This window comes from Kitasatospora sp. NBC_00458 (genome assembly GCF_036013975.1).
Lineage (GTDB): Bacteria > Actinomycetota > Actinomycetes > Streptomycetales > Streptomycetaceae > Kitasatospora.
In genome coordinates this window covers 402,148-421,973 of the sequence record NZ_CP107904.1, presented here as the reverse complement: position 1 = coordinate 421,973, position 19,826 = coordinate 402,148, and the positions used below count along the sequence as shown (strand labels likewise).

At 73.9% G+C, this 19,826-nt stretch carries 14 protein-coding genes; 8 read left to right on the top strand and 6 right to left on the bottom strand.

The genetic code is table 11. The features are described 5' to 3' along the window. Positions 1-409 precede the first annotated feature (409 nt). Entirely contained in the window at positions 410-1,669 is a 1,260-nt protein-coding gene (locus OG550_RS01835; protein ID WP_327673756.1) for a M23 family metallopeptidase, read from the top strand. A 256-nt stretch (positions 1,670-1,925) separates the two neighbouring features. After that, the gene (locus OG550_RS01830) at positions 1,926-3,809 is read left to right on the top strand and encodes a DUF1906 domain-containing protein (protein WP_327673754.1); all 1,884 of its coding nucleotides are present in this window, start codon (positions 1,926-1,928) and stop codon (positions 3,807-3,809) included. A 69-nt stretch (positions 3,810-3,878) separates the two neighbouring features. Here the strand turns inward: OG550_RS01830 and OG550_RS01825 are convergent, their stop codons facing one another. From OG550_RS01825 to aroA, 3 genes are all read right to left on the bottom strand, one after another. Continuing rightward, complete coding sequence (locus tag OG550_RS01825; protein WP_327673752.1) at positions 3,879-4,805, bottom strand: lysozyme; 927 nt, start codon at positions 4,803-4,805, stop codon at positions 3,879-3,881. A gap of 325 nt (positions 4,806-5,130) precedes the next feature. Beyond that, positions 5,131-5,718 (bottom strand): hypothetical protein, encoded by a 588-nt coding sequence (locus tag OG550_RS01820; protein ID WP_327673750.1) that lies wholly within the window; start codon positions 5,716-5,718, stop codon positions 5,131-5,133. 408 nt (positions 5,719-6,126) lie between these two features. Then, positions 6,127-7,371: a 3-phosphoshikimate 1-carboxyvinyltransferase gene (gene aroA / locus OG550_RS01815; RefSeq protein WP_327673748.1), complete on the bottom strand. Its 1,245-nt coding sequence runs from the start codon at positions 7,369-7,371 to the stop codon at positions 6,127-6,129. Between the two features lie 433 nt (positions 7,372-7,804). Here aroA and OG550_RS01810 point away from each other — a divergent pair, with 433 nt between their 5' ends. The 5 genes from OG550_RS01810 (at position 7,805) to OG550_RS01790 (ending at position 15,280) form a co-directional block, all read left to right on the top strand. Beyond that, complete coding sequence (locus OG550_RS01810; RefSeq protein ID WP_327673746.1) at positions 7,805-8,374, top strand: GNAT family N-acetyltransferase; 570 nt, start codon at positions 7,805-7,807, stop codon at positions 8,372-8,374. A 187-nt stretch (positions 8,375-8,561) separates the two neighbouring features. After that, positions 8,562-10,304 (top strand): glycosyltransferase family 2 protein, encoded by a 1,743-nt coding sequence (locus OG550_RS01805; protein WP_327673744.1) that lies wholly within the window; start codon positions 8,562-8,564, stop codon positions 10,302-10,304. Positions 10,305-10,451: 147 nt separating this feature from the next. After that, a complete protein-coding gene (locus tag OG550_RS01800; protein WP_327673742.1) occupies positions 10,452-12,782 on the top strand; it encodes an acyltransferase family protein in 2,331 nt (776 codons plus the stop codon). A 1,457-nt stretch (positions 12,783-14,239) separates the two neighbouring features. Further along, positions 14,240-14,479: a hypothetical protein gene (locus tag OG550_RS01795; protein WP_327673740.1), complete on the top strand. Its 240-nt coding sequence runs from the start codon at positions 14,240-14,242 to the stop codon at positions 14,477-14,479. Positions 14,480-14,656: 177 nt separating this feature from the next. Next, complete coding sequence (locus OG550_RS01790) at positions 14,657-15,280, top strand: class I SAM-dependent methyltransferase (protein ID WP_327673738.1); 624 nt, start codon at positions 14,657-14,659, stop codon at positions 15,278-15,280. Between the two features lie 101 nt (positions 15,281-15,381). On the opposite strand, the gene OG550_RS01785 is transcribed toward OG550_RS01790, so the two are convergent. Together OG550_RS01785 and OG550_RS01780 are read right to left on the bottom strand one after the other, a co-directional pair. Further along, a complete protein-coding gene (locus tag OG550_RS01785; protein ID WP_327673736.1) occupies positions 15,382-16,182 on the bottom strand; it encodes an SDR family oxidoreductase in 801 nt (266 codons plus the stop codon). 153 nt (positions 16,183-16,335) lie between these two features. Next, positions 16,336-17,448, bottom strand: coding sequence for a saccharopine dehydrogenase family protein (locus OG550_RS01780; protein WP_327673734.1), 1,113 nt, complete (start codon positions 17,446-17,448; stop codon positions 16,336-16,338). Between the two features lie 262 nt (positions 17,449-17,710). On the opposite strand from OG550_RS01780, the gene OG550_RS01775 reads away from it, so the two are divergent. Then, positions 17,711-18,610, top strand: a complete 900-nt coding sequence (locus OG550_RS01775; protein WP_327673732.1) for an AraC family transcriptional regulator — start codon at positions 17,711-17,713, stop codon at positions 18,608-18,610. Between the two features lie 428 nt (positions 18,611-19,038). Here the strand turns inward: OG550_RS01775 and uppS are convergent, their stop codons facing one another. Next, positions 19,039-19,815 carry a polyprenyl diphosphate synthase gene (gene uppS / locus OG550_RS01770; protein ID WP_327683640.1) on the bottom strand — a complete coding sequence of 259 codons (777 nt, stop codon included), beginning with the start codon at positions 19,813-19,815 and terminating at the stop codon, positions 19,039-19,041. Positions 19,816-19,826: the final 11 nt, after the last annotated feature.

The following is a 19,826-nucleotide window of genomic DNA, read 5'->3' as shown; positions in this document are numbered from 1 at the left end:
GTCCCACCCGCCCCGCCCCCGCCCGAACCCGACGCGGCCCCTACCCCTCCCGGGGGCGGGGCCGCGTTCCGTCTGTTCGGGGTCGAACCGGGTTCGTCGCATTCGACCGCCCCTGGGGCGCATGGACCGTATTCGGCGATCTTAGGGCTGATGGCACGTCAGGTCTGATTTTCCGTGATGATTTCCTTTGTCCGGCGGTCCGTTCGGGGACTTACTTTCCCGCTCGGGAGCTCTTGGAAAGCGAAGGAGCATCCTCTACTGTCGAGGAGCGGCAAAGGGGATCGCCGCAAAATCGAGGCCTCTCCGACGCTTTTGCGAGGCCTTGTTCCGCCGGCGGGGGCGGCGGAAGCGATGGCGGGGGCGGCGCGGCCGTCCTCCGCCGCGCCGTGCCGTCCCGTGTCCGGTGTCCGTGTCGCGCGGCGTCCGGAGCCGCGCGACAGTCGGCACCTTCCGAGGGGGGCTCCACATGCTCAAGGCACGATTGACCGGCTTGACCGTGATGGCCACGATCGCACTGTCCCTGCTCGCCGTTCCGCCGGCTCATGCGGCCGGCCGGCCCGACTTCCAACTCCCCGTCCCCTGCGGGGAGACGTGGACCGCCAGCACCTACGCCGGCCACAACCCGAACGGCTCGGTCGACCTCAACCACTACCCGGGCGACGACTACGGCCGCCCCGTCACCGCCAGCGCCGCGGGCACCGTGGAGGTCGCCGAAGCAGGCAGCTCATGGGCCGGAACACACGTCCGGATCAACCACGGTGGCGGCTGGACCACGCACTACGCACACCTCTCCGCCCTCGACGTCTCGGTGGGCGTGCACGTGAACGCGGGCCAGGTCGTCGGCCGTCTCGGCAACACCGGCAACTCGACCGGCCCGCACCTCCACTTCGAGGAGACACTGAACGGAGTCGGCCAGCAGGCCACCTTCGACGGAGTCGGCTTCAACGGCTCCACAAGGGATTTCACCAGCCGCAACTGCGCCGTGTCGGGGAAGCCGACGGGTGTGGGTGTGTACCGGCCGGGTGATTCGTTCTTCGCGGTGTCGGACCGGGTGGGGAACACGGTGGGTTCGTCGGTGTTCGGGGCGGCGGGTGATGTGCCGTTGGTGGGTGACTGGAACGGGGACGGTCAGGACACGTTCGGTGTCTATCGTCCGGGTTCGGCGTATTTCTACCTGTCGAACGACAATGGTTCGGTGGCGGTTGCGGGGGGTTTGGGGAATCCGGGTGATGTGCCGTTGGTGGGTGACTGGAACGGTGACGGTCGGGACACGATCGCGGTGTACCAGCCGGCGACGCAGGATTTCGCGTGGACCGATGACAATCTGAATGTGGTGGGGACTCAGCGGATGGGTGTGGCCGGTGATGTGCCGTTGGTGGGTGACTGGAACGGTGATGGTCGGGACACGATCGGGGTCTACCGTCCGAGTGAGGCGAGTTTCTATCTGACGGACGCGGTGTCGGGTGCGCACGTGGATCACTATGTGGCGTTCGGCAACCACGACGAGCAGCCGATCGTGGGGGACTGGGACGGTGACGGCTCCGACGAGGTGGGTGTCTACCGTTCGGCGACGGCTGAGTTCTTCGGTGCGGCGCACGATTCGAGTGCGGTGGCGTACGGGGTGAGGTTCGGCAACCCCGGCGACACCCCCATCACCGGCACCTGGTAGCCGGGAGCCGCACACGACCCACCGCTCCACCCGCGGTTGTAGGCGACTTCGCAGAGGCGCCTGCCCGCCGTTCGACCCCGCCGCCGGGTTCACCCCGGCTGCGGGCTCCACGCCCCGTACGCATCGGGGCACCCGCCCGGCCTGACGCCGAGGCATTCGGCGCCGCCGCCCGCCCGCACGCAACCGGAGGCGGGCGGCAGACGCTCCACTCGCGGTCCGTCCGGACCGAACACGACCCTCAAGGAGTTCCACAGCGATGTCATCGACCTTCCGATCGGCACGACGGAGCCTGCTCCCCGTCGTCGCCGCGGTCGGCGCACTGCTCGGCGGTGCCCTCGGCACCGCCGCCCACGCGGCGCCTTCCGCCTCGGGCCTCAAGCCCGTGACCTACCAGGGGCACCGGTTCGACGTGCCGGCCGACTGGCCCGTCATCGACCTGGCGGCCGACCCGACCGCCTGCGTCCACTTCGCCCGGCACGCGGTCTACCTCGGCACCCCCGGCGAGACCCAGGACTGCCCGACCGGCCTGGTGGGCCGGACCGAGGCGCTGCTCGTCCAGCCGGACGCCGCCGGCCCCGCGGACTGGGGGACCGAACTGCGCGACGTCAGCCACGAGATCGTCAGCCGCTTCTCCGGCCTCAAGGTCACGGCCACCTACGCCGAGGACCCCGCCCTGGTGCGGTCCGTCCTCGACCGTGCGGGCCTGCCGCGCGCGGTTCCGCAGAAGCCCGCAGCGAGTGCGGCCGAAGCCCCCGCCGCGCGGACCGCGGCCCTGACGGCGAGCGGCGCGGACCTCACCAACCACACCGGCAAGGGCTTCGACGCCTGCACGGCACCGGGCAACGCGCTGATGGACGCCTGGAAGGCCAACTCGCCCTACGGCGCGGTCGGCGTCTACATCGGCGGCAGCAACCGCTATTGCGCGCAGGCCAACCTCACCGCGTCCTGGGTGCAGCGGCAGGCGGCCAACGGCTGGCGCTTCCTGCCCATCTACGTGGGCCTCCAGGCCGGTCAGATCACCTCCGCCACCAGCCAGGGCCGTGCCGCCGCCGACGACGCGGTCAACCAGGCGGCCCAACTCGGCTTCGGCCAGGGCTCGCTGCTCTACTACGACATGGAGAACTACACCTCCGGCTCGGACCGGGTCCTCTCCTTCCTGTCCGCCTGGACGACCCGGCTGCACGAGCGGGGCTACGGCTCGGCGGTCTACAGCTCCTCGTCCTCCGGCATCGCCGACGTGGTGAACAGCCGGGGAAGCGGCTACGCGCTCCCCGACGTCCTGTTCACCGCGCGCTGGAACGGCGCGGCGAACACCGACGAGCCGGTCATACCGGCCGGCGCCTGGGCGAACCACCAGCGCGTCCACCAGTACCGAGGCAACATCACGGAGAGCTGGGGAGGCCACTCGCTCCAGATCGACCAGGACTACCTGGACGTCCAACTCGGCGGTGCCGTGTCGGGGAAGCCGACGGGTGTGGGTGTGTACCGGCCGGGTGATTCGTTCTTCGCGGTGTCGGACCGGGTGGGGAACACGGTGGGTTCGTCGGTGTTCGGGGCGGCGGGTGATGTGCCGTTGGTGGGTGACTGGAACGGGGACGGTCGGGACACGTTCGGTGTCTATCGTCCGGGTTCGGCGTATTTCTACCTGTCGAACGACAATGGTTCGGTGGCGGTTGCGGGGGGTTTGGGGAATCCGGGTGATGTGCCGTTGGTGGGTGACTGGAACGGGGACGGTCGGGACACGATCGCGGTGTACCAGCCGGCGACGCAGGATTTCGCGTGGACCGATGACAATCTGAATGTGGTGGGGACTCAGCGGATGGGTGTGGCCGGTGATGTGCCGTTGGTGGGTGACTGGAACGGTGATGGTCGGGACACGATCGGGGTCTACCGTCCGAGTGAGGCGAGTTTCTATCTGACGGACGCGGTGTCGGGTGCGCACGTGGATCACTATGTGGCGTTCGGCAACCATGACGAGCAGCCGATCGTGGGGGACTGGGACGGTGACGGCTCCGACGAGGTGGGTGTCTACCGTTCGGCGACGGCTGAGTTCTTCGGTGCGGCGCACGATTCGAGTGCGGTGGCGTACGGGGTGAGGTTCGGCAACCCCGGCGACACCCCCATCACCGGCACCTGGTGACCGAGCGCGCCTGACCTGGCGGGGCCGGGCTGAGGGGAAACGTTTCTTCTCAGCCCGGCCCCCGGCGCGTCAGCCGTTGGCGAGCGCCTTGAGGCGGTCGTAGGCGCCGTTGAAGAGGTTCTGGTCTCCGGGGAAGGTGCCCGAGTCGGCGTACTGCCAGAAGGTCTGGTACGTCCAGCCGTTCGGGAGGGTACCGACGGCGGAGGCGTAGCGGGCGATCCAGAGGGGGTTGGTGGCGCCGAAGGAGGAGTTGTTGCCGGTGCAGGTCGCCCACCAGCCGGTCGTCGTGTAGATGGTGGGGTAGCGGCCGGTGCGGGAGCGGACGGTGTTGCTGAAGGCGCGGATCCAGCTGACCATGGCGCTCTGCGAGAGGCCGAAGCAGGTGGCGCCGTAAGGGTTGTACTCGATGTCGAGCGCGGGCGGGAGGGTCCTGCCGTCGCGCGACCAGCCGCCGCCGTGGTCGACGAACCAGTTGGCCTGGGCGGTGCCGGACGACCGGTCGGGCAGGGCGAAGTGGTAGGCGCCGCGGATCAGGCCGGCGTTGTAGGAGCCGTTGTACTGCTGGGCGAAGTACGGGTTTCGGTACGTGGTGCCCTCGGTGGCCTTCACGTAGGCGAAGCGGGCGCCGTTGCCGGCCACCGAAGCCCAGTCGACGTTGCCCTGGTAGCTGGCGACGTCGAGCCCCGGGGTCTGGGTGGCGGTCAGGGAGGCGAGGGCGGGGGTGTCGGCTCTCCCCTCGTGCGCGGCGACGGTGGAGCCGGCGAAGTCGCGCTCCGGGTGGATCGGGGGCAGGCCGCCCTGCCGTTCCGCGCCGGCCGAGCCGTCGGGGGTGGTGGCAGGAGCGGCGGTGGGGGCCGGTTCGGCCGCGTGGGCCGGCGCGGAGACTCCGGCGGTCAGGGCGGCCGCAGTGGCCAGGGCGGCGAGGACGGCGAGCCTGCGGGGTTTCGGGCTTCGGTTGGTGCCGGTGGAGCGGGCGGAGCGGGAAGTGCTGGGCATGAACACTCCTCTGGTCCGTGCTGACGGCGTGTGAGTGCGGTACCGGCCGGTAGGGATCCCGGCCGGGAGCAGGGTAGCCAGGTCCCCGCCACTCCCGCCAGGCCTCGGGGCGCACTCCGCGGCCCGCCCCGCCCTGCGACCGTGAAGGTCGGTGGGCGCCGCCCCCGACGCCCGACGCCCGATGCCCGGCACCCTGGGTGGGGGCGCCGGGCATCGGGTATCGGGTATTGCTGGGCGGGCGTCGGTGGTGGGGCGTCGGTGGTCGGGTGCCGGACGTTCAGGCCGCGCGCGGCTGCCGCCGGCGCCCGTTCCGCGTGCGGGACCGTCAGCTGTGCGGGAGGACGAAGTTGTAGCCCTGGGCGCTGTGGGCGCCGCCGGACGGGCAGACGCCGTCGGTCGGGTAGCCCCAGAAGTACATGGAGAAGCATTTCTGGCAGAATCGCCAGTTCCGCTGGGCGGTGGGTGTCTCCGGAACGTCGTGCGGGAGGACGAAGTTGTAGCCCTGGGCGCTGTGGGCGCCGCCGGACGGGCAGACGCCGTCGGTCGGGTAGCCCCAGAAGTACATGGAGAAGCATTTCTGGCAGAATCGCCAGTTCCGCTGGGCGGTGGATGTCTCCGGAACGTCGTACGGCAGGATGAAGTTGTAGCCCTGGGCGCTGTGGGCGCCACCGGCGGGGCAGACGCCGTCGGTCGGGTAGCCCCAGAAGTACATCACGAAGCACTTCTGACAGAAACGCCAGTTGTTCTGCGTGCTCCGGATTTTCGCCGGTGCGGGGGCCGGTGCGGCGTTCGCCCGGGCGGTGCCCATGGCTCCGGCGAGGCCCACCGCGGTGGCGCCGAGGGCGCCGCGCAGGAAGGTCCGCCGCCCTCCCGGGTTGTTCGAGGGGATTCCGGATTCGTTCAGCTGGTCCACTGCTCGTCCTCCGTTCACGGTGCTGCGACGTGTGCGCCGCGCCGCCGGGGCGCAGCCCCGGAAATACTCCCGTCGGGAATGGTGGGCGTCAAGGGAAAATGGTGGACGGACGAGCGGTGCGGACAATTCCGGAAATGATTATCGGACGGTCCGATGGGGTGGAAGTGGCGGGCGGGCAGAAAAGGTTTCCGATGGGCGCCGGAAGGGAGCGTTTCCGCGGTTTCCCGGGATGAATCCCTCCTGACCGGCCCGGTCGCATTCCCCGGGGCTCCGCCGCGTGCCGGGAACCGCACGCCGGGCTCGCGCGCCGCGCTCCGGGCGCCGCGCTCAGCGCGGCACGCTCTGTGCGGCTCGTGCGGCTCGTGCGGAGCGCACGGCAGGCGGCATCGAGTGCGCGCCCGGTGCGGGTCAGACGGCGGTGGGCCACCCCTCGCGCAGCTGCGCGAACGCCTCGTGGAAGCCCGGGAAGGTCTTCCGCACGCAGCCCGGGTCGTCGAAGGTGATACCGGGAGTACGCAGGCCGGTGACGGAGAAGGACATCACCATCCGGTGGTCGCCGTGGCTGGCGAGCTCGGTGGCGCGCGGGGTCCCCGGCCGGATCTCGATCCAGTCGTGGCCGGTGGCGACGTCGATCCCGAGCCGGCGGAGGTTCCCGGCGCAGGCCTCCAGCCGGTCGCACTCCTTGATCCGGGTGTTGGCGACGTTCTCGATCCGCACCGGCGCCGAGGCGAACGGTGCGATGGCGGCCAGCGTCGGCATGGTGTCGGAGATGTCGCGCATGTCGACGGTGAGGCCGCCGAGCCGGCCGTCCGGCGCGCCCTCGACGGTGACCCGCTCGGCGCTGACGTCGACCCGCGCGCCCATCCGGGCCAGTACGTCGACGAACCGCAGGTCGCCCTGGAGCGCGTCACGGCCCAGTCCCGGCACGGTGATCCGGTGGCCGGTGAGAGCGGCCGCGGCGAAGAAGTAGCTGGCGGTGGAGGCGTCCGGCTCGACCGGGTAGGTGGTCGCCCGGTAGCCGCCCGGTGCGACCTCGAAGACCTTGCCGGTGCGGGTCACGGTGGCGCCGAAGGCCCGCATCATGGCGATGGTGATCTCGACGTACGGCGCCGAGACGAGGTCGGTGACGGTGATCCGCAGGCCCTTGTCGGTGAGCGGCCCGAGCAGCAGCAGCGCGGTCAGGTACTGGGAGGAGAGGCTCGCGTCCAGGGTGAGCTCGCCGCCCAGGACCCCGTCGGCGGTGATCCGCAGCGGGTGGTGGCCCTCGGCCTCCTCGTGCCGGAGCTCCACGCCGAGGGTGCGCAGCGCCTCGGTGAGCGGGCCGAGCGGGCGTCGGCGCATCTGGGCGGAGGCGTCGAACCGGAAGGTGCCGCGCCCCGCGGCGGCGAGGACGGGCAGGAAGCGGGCGGTGGTCGCGCCGTCGCGGCAGTAGACCTCGGCGTCGGCGGCGGGGCCCTGCGGGCGGCCCTCGACCAGCCAGCGGTCGGCCTCGCGGGTGAGCGCGTAGCCGAGGGTGCGCAGGCCCTCGGCGAAGCCGTCGGTGTCGTCGGAGACCAGCGGGCGGAGCAGGGTGGTGGTGCCGTCGGCGGCCGCCGCGAGGAAGAGCGCGCGGGCCGTCACGGACTTGGAGCCGGGGATCTCGACGACGGTCATGGGGCCTCCGGGGTGCGGGTGGTCCGACGGGTGTCACGGTCAGCTGTCAAGGTCATCCTGCCCGAGGCGCTCCGGAGGTCGGGTGGACGTCCGGGTGCTGGACGGCGTGGCGGACGGCGCGGTGGATGGTGCGGCGCACCAGGACGGCGGGCGGGCCGGGGCGTGGACCGGGGCGGGGACTTGGGCGTGGACCTGGGCGTGGACCGGGGTGGGGGTCGAGGAAGGGGCCACGGCGGATCGGGGCGGGGCGGTTCGCGGGAGGTGGCGGCGCTCCCGTGCGGCGGGTCCGGCCGAGGGTCCGGTGCCCGGGGGCTCCGCGCAGGTCGGCGCCGGGTGGGCGCGGGGCGGCGCTGTGGCACGATGCCAGGGATCGGCCCGAACGGCCGCCGCCCGTCCGGGCCACCGCCCGGACCATCGTGAGACGAGGAACCTCGTGCCCGAGACCACCCGAGAGGCCGCCGAGACCGCGGCCGACCGCCTCACCTTCCGCCCCGCGACCACGGCCGACGTCGCCGCCCTGGTCGAGCTGGTCGAGTCCGCCTACCGGGGCGAGGCCAGCCGGGCCGGTTGGACCACCGAAGCCGATCTGCTGGAGGGCCAGCGCACCGACGTCGAGGGCGTCACCGCGGCCGTCACCCACCCCGACGGTGTGGTGCTGCTCGCCGAGCGGGGCGGCGAGCTGCTCGCCTGCTGCCAGCTGGAGCGCCGGGGCGAGCACGCCTACTTCGGCATGTTCTCGGTGCGTCCCGGCCGCCAGGGCGGCGGTGTCGGGCGGTCGGTGCTGGAGGAGGCCGAGCGGTTCGCGGGCGAGGAGTGGGGCGCGGCCGAGCTGGAGATGACGGTGATCGAGCAGCGGTCGGACCTGATCGCCTGGTACGAGCGCCGGGGCTTCCATCGGACCGGTGTCTACTCCCCGTTCCCGTACGGCGACGAGCGGTTCGGGATCCCGCTCCGCCCCGACCTGCGGTTCGAGAAGCTGATCAAGGCGCTTACCGTCCGGTAGCGGTGACATATCGTCAGGACGTGCACGAATCTGACATGTCGTCAAAGTCCTGACCTGCGGCGATGCATGGACGTCATACCTCGTTCACGATTGGTCTAGGCCATTGTGAGAGGCTGGCGACGCACGGTCACGTTCCGTCCCAGCCCAGGGGGGCCATTTCCGCATGCCCGTACTCCATGGCAACGCCATGTCCGCATCCGACACCGGTCCGCGCCGTGCCCGCCGAATACCCGGCGACCGGCCCGGCGACGGACCGTCTCGGCTGCCCAGCCCGCCCGACGACCACGAGCTCTACTGGTACTTCGGACCGCAGCGCCGGTGGGTGCTGCTCTGCGCGACCCTCTCCTACGCCGGCGCCACCGCGACGCTCGGCCTCTTCGCACTCAGCCGGCCGCTGCTCTGGCCGTTCCTGGTGCTCACCGTGCTCAACGCCGCGACCTGGCTGCTCTCCATCGCCGACGGCCAGCGCTCGCGCCGCTTCACCCGTGACTCGCACGACCTGCTGGTCCGGGCCTGGCGACCCGCCCTCACCCCCGGCGTCGACCTGCTGCTGCCCACCGCGGGCGAACCGCTCGACGTCCTGGACAACGCCTACCGGCACACCGCGGCCGTCCGCTGGCCGGGCAGGCTCACCGTCCTGGTCCTCGACGACGCCGACCGGCCCGAGGTGCGCGAACTCGCCGAGTCCTACGGCTTCGAGTACCGGGCCCGCCCCGACCGGGGCCGCTTCAAGAAGGCCGGCAACCTCAACCACGGCCTGGCCGAGGGGACCGGCGACATCATCGCCGTCCTCGACGCCGACTTCTGCCCGCGACCGGACTTCCTGCACCACCTCGTGCCGTACCTCGACGACCCGAACGTCGGCATCGTGCAGAGCCCGCAGTGCTTCGACACCGACCCCGGGATGTCCTGGCTGGAGCGCGCGGCCGGAGCCACCCAGGAGATCTTCTACCGCTGGATCCAGCCCTCCCGGGACGCCCAGGACGGCACCGTCTGCTGCGGCACCAACGCGCTCTACCGGCGCGCCGCGCTCGAACGCGTCGGCGGCTTCGCCGAGATCGACCACAGCGAGGACCTCTACACCGGCCTCTCGCTCGCCCGCGCCGGGTGGACCACCCGGTACGTGCCGGCCCTGCTGGCCAAGGGCATGTCGCCCACCGGCCTGCCCGCGTTCATCAGCCAGCAGTACCGCTGGTGCCTCGGCTCGCTCGCGCTGGTCGGGGACCCCGACTTCCGGCGCGGCCCGCTGCCCCGCTCGGCCCGGCTCTGCTTCTGGAACGGCATCCTCGGCTACCTCACCAGCGCGGTGAACGTCTTCGCCGTCCCGCTGCCGGCGCTGATCATGCTGTTCTTCCGGCCCGACGAGATCGCCCCCTGGCAGGTCCTGCCCTTCCTGCCGCCGATCTGGGTCTCGCTCGTCCTGCTGCCCGCGATGTCCCGCACCCGCTGGCGCTTCGAGGTCACCCGGGTCCAACTCCTCGGCGGGCTCTGCCACGTGGTCGCCATCGCGCACGCGCTCCGCCGGCGCAGCGCCGAGTGGGTCCCCACCGGCGCGGTCTCCGGCGGCACCTCGCTGGCCCGGGCGGTCGCCCGGATCGGCGTCGGCTGGCTCGGCCTCGTCATCGTGGCCGGCGCGGTCGGACTCGTCCGTGCCGTCTCGCTGCACGGCTGGCAGCCGTACTGGGCGCTCGCCGCGCTCCTCGCGCTGACCACCTACACCATGGTTCCGCTGATCAGGGCCCTCTGGCCGCTGCTCCGGGGTGGCAACGGCGCCACCGTCGCGGACCTCGCCCGCCCCGCGGAGGACCGGACCGCCGGATCCGACGCCGCCGAACTGCGCTTCGGCCGGGCCGAGTCGGTCGCCGTCACCGCCGTGCTGCTGCTCTGCGGCCTGCTGGCGTCCGGCTGGGCCGACCCGCTCATCTTCTGACTGATCGTCAGAGAACCCTTTCCTCCCCCTCTTCTCCCCATCTCCTCATCCTTGCGCGTCGCCCCACCGGCGCGGACCCGCCGCCCGGCCGCCCCATCGGCCCGGCGGCCCCGACCACCGCTGCCAGCCCTTGCAAGGAGCACCGCCGTGTCAACGGCCGTACCACCGGGCGCCGAGCCGTCTCGCGCCGCCGCCCGCCAGGGTGACGCCACGTCACCGTCCGCCGCCAGCAACGAACTCCTCCCCGTCGACCTCACGCCCGGCCCTCCCGCCGACCCCGCGCTGCGCCGGGCCGTCGGCCTGACCGCCGCCGATGCCGGCGGCTCCACCGCTGCCGCTCTCACCGCCGTCGCCACGGCGACCGTCGCCTCGACGACCGTCGGCGCCGCGACCGTCGGCGCCGCGACCGCCGGGTCCGCCGTCGAACCGGCCCGCAGCGCGGAAGCTGCCACCACCCGGTCGGCCGACCGGCCCAGGGCCGCCTTCCGCCCCGACATCGAGGGCCTGCGCGGCGTCGCCGTGCTCTCCGTCCTCGCCTTCCACGCGGGCGTCCCCGCCTTCACCGGCGGCTACGTCGGCGTCGACATCTTCTTCGTCATCTCCGGGTTCCTGATCACCGGCCTGCTGCTGGCCCGCCCGATCGGCCTGTGGGACTTCGCGTCCCGCCGGGCCCGCCGGATCCTGCCCGCCGCGGCCGTCGTCCTGGTCGCCACCGCCCTCGCCGGCGGCGCGCTGCTCGACCCGCTGCGCGGCACCGACCTGGCCCGCGACCTGATCGCCTCCGCCGGACAGTTCGCCAACTGGCGGTTCGTCGGCCAGCAGACCGACTACCTCGCCGCCGAACGCGACCCGAGCCCGCTCCAGCACTTCTGGTCGCTCGGTGTGGAGAACCAGTTCTACCTGCTCTGGGGCGTGCTGCTGCTCGGTCTCGCCCGCTACCTGGTGGGCCGCCGCCGCACCACCGCGATCTCCGTCGCCACCCTCGCCATCGGCGGCGTCTCCCTGTTCCTCTGCATCCGCTGGACGGCCGGGTCCGCGCCGCTCGGCTACTTCTCCACTGCGAGCCGCCTCTGGGAGTTCGCCGCCGGCGCCTGCGCCGCCCTGGCCGCGCCGGCGCTCGGCGCCCGGCTCGGGCGCGGCGGCCCCGGCACGCGCCTCGGCGGCTGGGCACTGCGGGCCCTCGGCTGGGCGGGCGCCGCCGCCGTCGTGGTCGCGGTCTTCCGCTACGACCGCAACACGCCGTTCCCCGGCAGCGCCGCCCTGCTGCCCGTCCTCGGCACCGCCGTCGTCCTGCTGGTCGGCCCCGCCCACCGCGCGCTCGGTCCGGCGGACGCCGGCCGACTGCTGGCCACCGGCCCGCTGCGCGCCGCCGGCCGGCTCTCCTACGCCTGGTACCTCTGGCACTGGCCGGTCCTGACCATCGCCCAGGCCCGCTACGGCGCCCTCCCGTGGACCACCCTGGTCCTGCTCACGGCGGCCGCGGCGCTGCCGGCCTGGCTCACCATGCGCCTGGTCGAACAGCCGCTGCGGTACGGCAGCAGCCCGGCCCCGCGCCGCGGCCTCGCGGTCGGCGCGAGCGCCCTGGTCATCCCGCTGATCGCCGGACTCACCCTGGGCGGCGGCACCGTCCGGGCACTCGGCGACCCGAACGCGCCCACCGTCGCCCCGGCCGGCGCCGTCGACGGCCCGGGCCTGCTGGCCCCGGGCACCCGGGTCCTCGCGCTCACCCCCTCGCTCGCCCGTGCCCGGGAGGACTTCCCTCCCGGCAAGGGCTGCGAGATCCCGCTCGCCGCGGAGAACAGCCCGCGCTGCCTGTTCGGCACCGAGTCCAGCCCGGACCGGATCGTCCTGATCGGCGACTCGCACGCCGGCCAGTGGATCTCCGCCGCCCTCGCCATGGCCGAACAGCGGCACTGGGCACTGGAGGTGCTGGTCAAGCCCGGCTGCCCGCTGGCGACCCTGACGGTGCGGAACAACGTGCTCGGCCGCACCTTCGACGAGTGCGACCGCTGGCGCGAGAACACCCTCACCCGGCTGGCCGTCGGTCCCAAGCCGCGCCTGGTCCTGATGGCCGGCCTCAACCGGTACGGGGGCCAGGACGAGCGCACCGAGGGCTGGACCCGCACGCTCGACCGCCTGGCCGCGCTCGGCACACCGCTCGCCTACCTGGGTGACACGCCGATGCCCGGCAAGGACATCCCCACCTGCCTGGCCGCCTCCGACGGCCGCTCGGACGCCTGCTTCTTCCCCCGTGAGTCGGCCTTCGAACGGGACCCGCTGATCGACGGCGGCCTCGCCGAGCGCTACCGCGTCCGCGTCCTCGACCTCGGTTCGCTGCTCTGCCCCGGCACCGGTCCGGACTGCCCCTCCGTCCTGGAGGGAGTGATCCTCTACCGCGACACCGGGCACATCACCGACACCCTCGCCCGGGTCCTCGCCCCGCGTCTGGACCAGGCGCTGCTGACCGGGCAGGGCTGACGGGAAGCGCTGACGGGAAGCGCTGGGGGGAGGAAGACCGGTCGGGGCGCGGCCGGTGAAGGTCGGACCGGGGCCGTCGTGGCGGGCCGTCCGGGCGGGCATGACCGGACCGGTACGGGGCCCGGCTGGGCTGCCGACCACGCGGACCGCCCCTGCCACAGTGGTACGCGGTCGACGGGCGCCCACCCGGGCGGCCGGTGTCCGTCCGTCCGGGGCCGGTCCTGGACGGGCGGGGCCGTCGCCCGGGGCCGGGCCCCCTCAGCCCCTCCCGCCCGTGCACTCCGGCCGGCGAGGCCCGGGCGCCAGGAGTCGCACGACAGGAGTCGCAACGGCACGAGTCGTACGGCGGGGTCCGCCCGGCAGCAGGTCGCCGGGCGGACCCCGCCGTTCCTGCCGCATCCCGCCCGCTGCGCCCTGCTCCTTGCACCGCGCCCCGTCCTCGGGACCGCGCCGCCTCAGCCGTAGATGCCGTGGCAGAGCCGCGCCTGCTCGGAACCGGCCGGCCAGCGGCCGATGCGCTCCGCCTGCTCGCAGATCGACCCCGGCGCAGCGGTGGGCGCCGGGGGCAACGGAGGGGCGTTCGTTCCCGGCCCGGGCGTGGAGGCGGGGGCGGGCGCCGGTCTCCCCGCCGGCGCGGAGGCGCTGCCCGAGGCGCTCGCGGTGCGGGTGGGCGCCGGGCGCGGTGTCCGGCCCGGCTTCGGCCGGGGCGTCGCGGCGTGGTCGTCCTCCGCCGCCGGGGACGCGCTGCTCCCCGGCGGCCCGGACCGCGCGGACAGCCGGGAGCCCGCGGCGGCCGACGGCGGTCCGTCCCCGGCCGCGGTCGGCGACGGCAGCGGCGAGGGGGCCGGAACCGGCAGCAGGGCCGGCGCCGGGGGGACCGACGAGGAGGGACCGGGCACCGGCGACGTCGCCGGGAACGCCACCACCCCGGACGACTCGTCACCGCCCCCGGGCCCGCACATCGCCAGCACGGCCGCCAGCCCTGCGACGATCCCGGCGGCACCCGCAGCCCACACCCAGCGCGGCCGCTGCCCCGGTGGGACCGCGGCAGCGGGCGCCGCCGCCGGTACCGTCCAGGGCGCCGGGGGACCGGCGGGCGGAGGGGCCGGGACCGGCGGCGGCTGCCACGCCTGCTCCGGCCACTGCCACCGCTCTCCGCCCGCCTGCCGTCCGCCACCTGGGGGGTGCCCGCCGCCTGCCGGTTGCCCGCTCATGTCCTCGTCCTCCTGCCGTCGCAGCCTTCTCCGCCCGTCGACGAGCGGTGGCCCCGCCGGTGCCGGGTCGTACGGGAGCGAACCCCGTACGGCGCCGGCCACCCGCTCGCCGTACTCAACGAGTGCACCGACGACGGGACATGACCCGGACGAAGGGTTCTCACGGCTCGCGGGTGCCCCGGTCGTACGCTGCCTGCCGTACCCCGGGTGCGGTCACCGGAGGTCCGCCACATGCTGGGGGGCATGGAAACCAACAGCACGTCCGGCACCACGAAGGCCCTGGTCGAGATCGCCGAGTTCCGCACGGACAGCCGCTACCGGCTGGTCCGCTTCGAGGGCCACGGCTGGGAACCGCTCGGCCCGGAGGAGCTCGAACCGCGCATCCATCAGCTCTTCCCCGACCTCGACCCCCACGACGCCGTCCGCGTCCGGTGGACCGACCGCCCCTGGGAATGGCCCGCCTGGCACCCCGGCGAGGCCTGACCCCGGAGGCGTGACGGCCGACCGGTACAGTTGACGCCGCCCGTTGACGCCACCCGTCGACGTCGGTGCCCGACGTCCGCACGCCGACCTGCGGCCCGTTGACACACCGTCCGCCTCCGCCGCACGGCCGCGGCGGGCGATACGGGGCAGGACGGGCCGGTCACGGGGGAGACGCGAATGGGCGGACGGACGAGCACGGCCGGGTACGGCGAGGAGGCCGAACGGCTCGCGGAGCAGTACGAGGCCGTGACCTTCGCCGAGGTCCACCGCGAGACCCTGCACCTCTTCCCCGCCGAGCCCGCTGCCGTGCTCGACGTCGGCGCCGGCACCGGACGGGACGCCGCCGCGCTGGCCGCCCTCGGCCACCGGGTGGTCGCCGCCGAACCGACGCCCGAGCTGCGCCGGATCGGCGAGCGGCTGCACGCCGGCTGCGGCGTGCGCTGGGTGGACGACGCCCTGCCCGGACTGCCCCGGCTGCGCGCCGCGGGGGAGCGGTTCGACCTGGTCCTGCTGACGGCCGTGTGGATGCACCTGGCCGCCGACGAACGGCCGTCGGCACTGGACGCGCTGGCCGAGCTGCTCGCCCCGGCCGGGCACCTCCACCTCACCCTGCGGCACGGTCCCGTCCCGCCCGGGCGGCGGATGTTCGACGTGTCGGCCGACGAGACGGTCGAACTCGCCCGCGCCCGCGGCCTCTCCCCGCTCCTGCGCACCGAACGGGCCGACCTGCACGGCCGCACGGACGTGCGGTGGACGGAACTCGTCCTCCGGACCTCGGCCCCCGGGGGCGGGTCGGCCTGACGCGCGAAGGTCGTCGCTGCGCCCCGCACGTCGCGCCGCCCCGCGCCCCGCACGTCGCCCGGTACCCGCTGGACGCAGCACGCCGGGGACGCCGGGGCTGCTCAGCCGGAGGCCGGGGCGAAGCCGCCGTTGCTCATCAGCACCTGCCCGTTGACCCACTGCCCCTGCGGCGAGCAGAGGAAGTCCACGAGGTGCGCGGTGTCCTGCGGGGTGCCGAGCCGACCGAGCGGGGTCCGCCGCAGGACCGCGTCCCGCACCTCCTCCGTCATCCAACCCGTGTCCACCGGACCGGGGTTGACGACGTTGGCGGTGACACCGAGGCGGGCGAACTCGCCCGCCGCCGCCAGCACGATGCGGTCCAGCGCCCCCTTGCTCGCCCCGTACGGCAGGTTGCCCACCGTGTGGTCGCTGGTCAGCGCGACGATCCGACCGCTCCCCGCCGCCCCGGCGAACCGCCGCCCGAACTCGCGGACCAGCAGCCAACTCGCCCGCGCGTTGACCGCGAAGTGCCGGTCGAAGCTCTCCACCGTGGTGTCGAGCAGACCCGAATCGACCGACTCGCAGTGGCACAGCACCAACGCCGTCGTGCCGCCGAACCGCCGCTCGACCTCGTCGAACACCCGCCCCGGCGCCGCCGGATCGGCCAGGTCCGCCTCGATCGCGAGGGCCCCCGCACCCCGTTCGGCGAGGGCCCGCCCGACGGCCTCGGCGGCGCCCGCCTCGGCGCCCCAGGCCATCCTCCGGTCGTAGGCCGTCCAGTAGGTGAAGGCGATGTCCCAGCCCGAGGCGGCGAGTCGGCAGGCGATTCCGGCACCGATCCCGACCGTGCGCCCGACCCCCGTCACCAGCGCGACGGGCCGTGCGGCGGCGGGTGCGGGCGGTGTTCCACCGGTTGTCGTCATGACCGCCGATCGTTCGTGATCCCCGCCGTACCGTCAACCCTCCCGCACCCCGCCGCCCGCACCCCGCCGCCCGCGCCCGGCCGCACCCCGCTGCGGCCGGGAGGAGGCCGGGGCGAGGCCGGGGTGAGGCCGGGACGGCGCCGCCGCAGGGGATCAGCGCCCGCCGGCGCCCCCGTCCCCCTCGCCCCCCACCACCTCCTCCACGCGCCAGTCGACGCCGTACGGGGCCAGGAAGTCGAGGAAGGCCGCCGGGGGAAAGGCCTGGGCGGGGGTGAGCACACCGGGGCGGGCGGCGTCCTCCCCGGTGGCGAGACGACGCGCTCCCTCCACGGCGATCACCGCGGTGAGCCCGTACGCGTCCGTCCCCGTCACCCACCCCCGGGCCCGGCGGCCGTCGACGCCCGTGGCGTGGACGGCCATCAGCCAGACGCCGGACCGGCGCAGTTCCTCCGGGACGGACTCGGGCAGGCCGGCGACGACCTCCGGGGTCAGCGCCGAGAACAGCCCGGCCACCTCCGTGCGGACTGCGCTGCGCACCCGGCGCACGGCCAGGTGCCGGGGAACGGTGACCACACCGGGCAGGGCGAACGTCGTCACGGGGACGGCGTCCTCCTCGCCGGGCGGAACCAGCGAATCCTCCACGGGAGCGTCCAGCAGGTGCCAGCCGCCGTCGGAGTACTCCAGCGCGCCCGCGGAGAACGCCGCGGCCATCGACCGGCCCGTCCCCCGGGAGGCCCCGCCGTCCGGCCGCCGGAGGTCCGCGACCAGCAGGTCGTCGACCGGTCCGCCGAGCCGGTCCGCGGTCAGCCGGGCGATCAGGTCGCCCGGCCCGCCGTCGTCCGCCATCGCGGGGACGACGCTCACCCCGGCACGCCCGGCCTCCGGGCCGAAGGTGTCCAGCACCCGCCGGAGGTAGCGCTGCTCGCCGGTGGTGTCGACGTAGTGGGCACCGGCGGCGATCGCCGCGCGCACCACCGGTTCGCCCCAGAGGTCGAACGGGCCCGCGCAGTTCACCACCGCGTCGCAGTCGGCGAACGCGGCGGCCAGGTCCTCGTCCGCCACCCGGTCGGCGCCCCCGCTCCCGCCCGCCCCGGCTACCCGCACTTCGGCTACCCGCACCTCGGCGCCGGGGGCCCGCTCGGCGGCCACCGCCTTCAACCGTTCCGGACTGCGGCCCACCAGCACGGGCGTGATCCCGCGCCGGACCAGCTCCGCGACGGCGAGCCCGCCGGTGAATCCGGTCGCGCCATGGACGGCGATCCTCATCTTCCCATCTCCCCAAGCTTGTTCCACGGCGGCGACGTGCGCCGCTCGAACCTGATCACCACCGTAGGCAGGGCGGGGGCGACGGTGGATGCCCCACCGTCCGGGCCGGATGTCCGTTCGTCCGGCGTCGACGGAACGGCCACGACACCGGACGCGACGCCCGACACGACACGACGCCGGACGCGTCGCCGGACGCGCACGGAGACCCGGAGACGCCCACCGGCGTCCCCGGACGGCCGTGGACCGGAGGTACGTTGAGGTGGTGGACATCATCAGCGACGCCGTCTCCGCGATGCGCACCGGCACCCCGCACTCCTCGGTGACCGAGCTGCGCGCCCCCTGGGGCATCCGCTTCGACCCGCAGCAGGGGGCCGGATTCCACGTGATCACGGAGGGGACCTGCTGGCTGATTCCGGCCGGCGGCGAGCCCGTCCGGCTCGTCGAAGGCGATGTGGCCTTCCTGCCAAGGGAGTTGGGGCACGCGATCGCGGACACCCCGACCACGCCACTGAGCGGCCCCGGCCCGCGGGAGACGGTCGGCACGGGCCGGACCACGAGGATGCTGTGCGGTGCCTACCGCCTGGACCACGCGCGCGCCCACCCGCTGCTCGCCGAACTGCCCGACCTCGTCCACCTCCCGGGCGACGACCGGCAGTCCCCGGAACTGCGCGGCGCCGTCGACCTGCTCCGCCGCGAACTGGCCACCGGGCAACGGGCGGGCGCTCCCGGCGTCCTCACCGCGCTGCTGGACGTCCTGCTGCTCTACGTCCTGCGGGCCTGGCACGAACGCCAGGCCGAACAGCACACCACCGGCTGGGGCGCAGCCCTTCACGACCCGGCCCTGGCGGCGGCCCTGCGCGCCGTCCACCGGGAACCGGCGGCGCCGTGGACCGTGCAGTCCCTCGCCGACCGCGCCGGGCTCTCCCGCACGGCCTTCGCCCAGCGCTTCACCGCGACGATCGGCCGTCCACCGCTCGGCTACCTCACCTGGTGGCGGATGACCCTCGCCGCCCGTAGCCTCCGCGAGACCGACCTGCTCCTGCGCACCGTCGCCGAACAGGTCGGCTACACCACCGAGTACGCCTTCGCCAGGGCCTTCAAACGCGAGTTCCACACCGCCCCCGGCCGCTACCGCGCCACCCACCGCACCCCTGCGTCCTGATCCTCCGCGTCCTGATCCTCCGCGCCCGGGGCTCCTGACGGGTGGACCTCTGAGCCGAGGCCGCGGCCCGGCGCTGCGCCGCGATGGTGCGCGTCCGAAGGGCCGCGCTCGTCGAGCAGGGCATCGCACCTGCCGGGCGATGGTGCTCCGACGCTCCCCTGAGCAGGATCCGGCCGATCATCGCCCCGTCGAGATCGACGACTTCACTCCCCGGCCACGGCTCGGGCCCCTCGGTCATCTCGCGCGCTCAAGCCCGTCACGCGGTCGGGGCCGCCGAGGTGGGTGTGCACCTCCGGCGACACCGGCGGCTCGATGAACGCCGCACTGCCCCGGGCGGCTCGGGCTCACGGAGCACGAGCCGCCCGGTCCGTGCCGGGGCGGGTTGCCTGGCGACGCCTCCAAGACCGGTCATGGCGGGCCGCCGCTTCTCAGGCGCCGTAGCGGCGCTGCCGGGCGGCGTACGCGCGCACGGCACGCAGGAAGTCGACTTCACGGAACGCCGGCCAGTTCGCCTCGCTGAAGTACAGCTCGGAGTAGGCGCTCTGCCACAGCAGGAAGTTCGACATGCGCTGCTCTCCGCTGGTGCGGATGACGAGGTCCGGGTCCGGCTGGCCGGCGGTGTACAGGTGGCGGGCGATGTCGTCCGCGGTCAGGTGGGCGGCGAGGTCCCGCATCGACGTGTCGGTCTCTGCCCGCGCGTACAGCAGATCGCGCATGGCGTCGACGAGCTCCTGGCGGCCGCCGTACCCGACGGCGAGGGTCACGTGCGCTCCGGTGGGGCACTCCCGTGTGGCCTCGACCGCGTCCTTGAGGGCGCGGGCGGTGGTGTCGGGCAGTGTGTCGAGTGCTCCGGCGATGTGCACCCGCCAGCGCGGCATCGGCCTGGTGAGGTGCCGGGTCAGGACTTCCTCGATCACCTGCATCAGGAAGGCGACCTCGGCGTCGCCGCGCCGTTGGAGGTTCTCCGCGGAGCAGACGAACACGGTGACATGCCTGATCCGGAGGGCCTCGCACCAGGAGAGCACGTTCTCCACGTGCTCGGCACCGTACTTGTGGCCGAGGCTCGGGTTCCCGATGCCTTGCCGGCGCGCCCATCGGCGGTTGCCGTCCATGATCAGTCCGATGTGCCCGGGCAGCTCCCCGCCCTGGAGTCGCCGGCGAAGCCGGCGGGTGTACAGGGCGTAGAGCGGGTCGGTTACGCGCACCATCGAAGTCC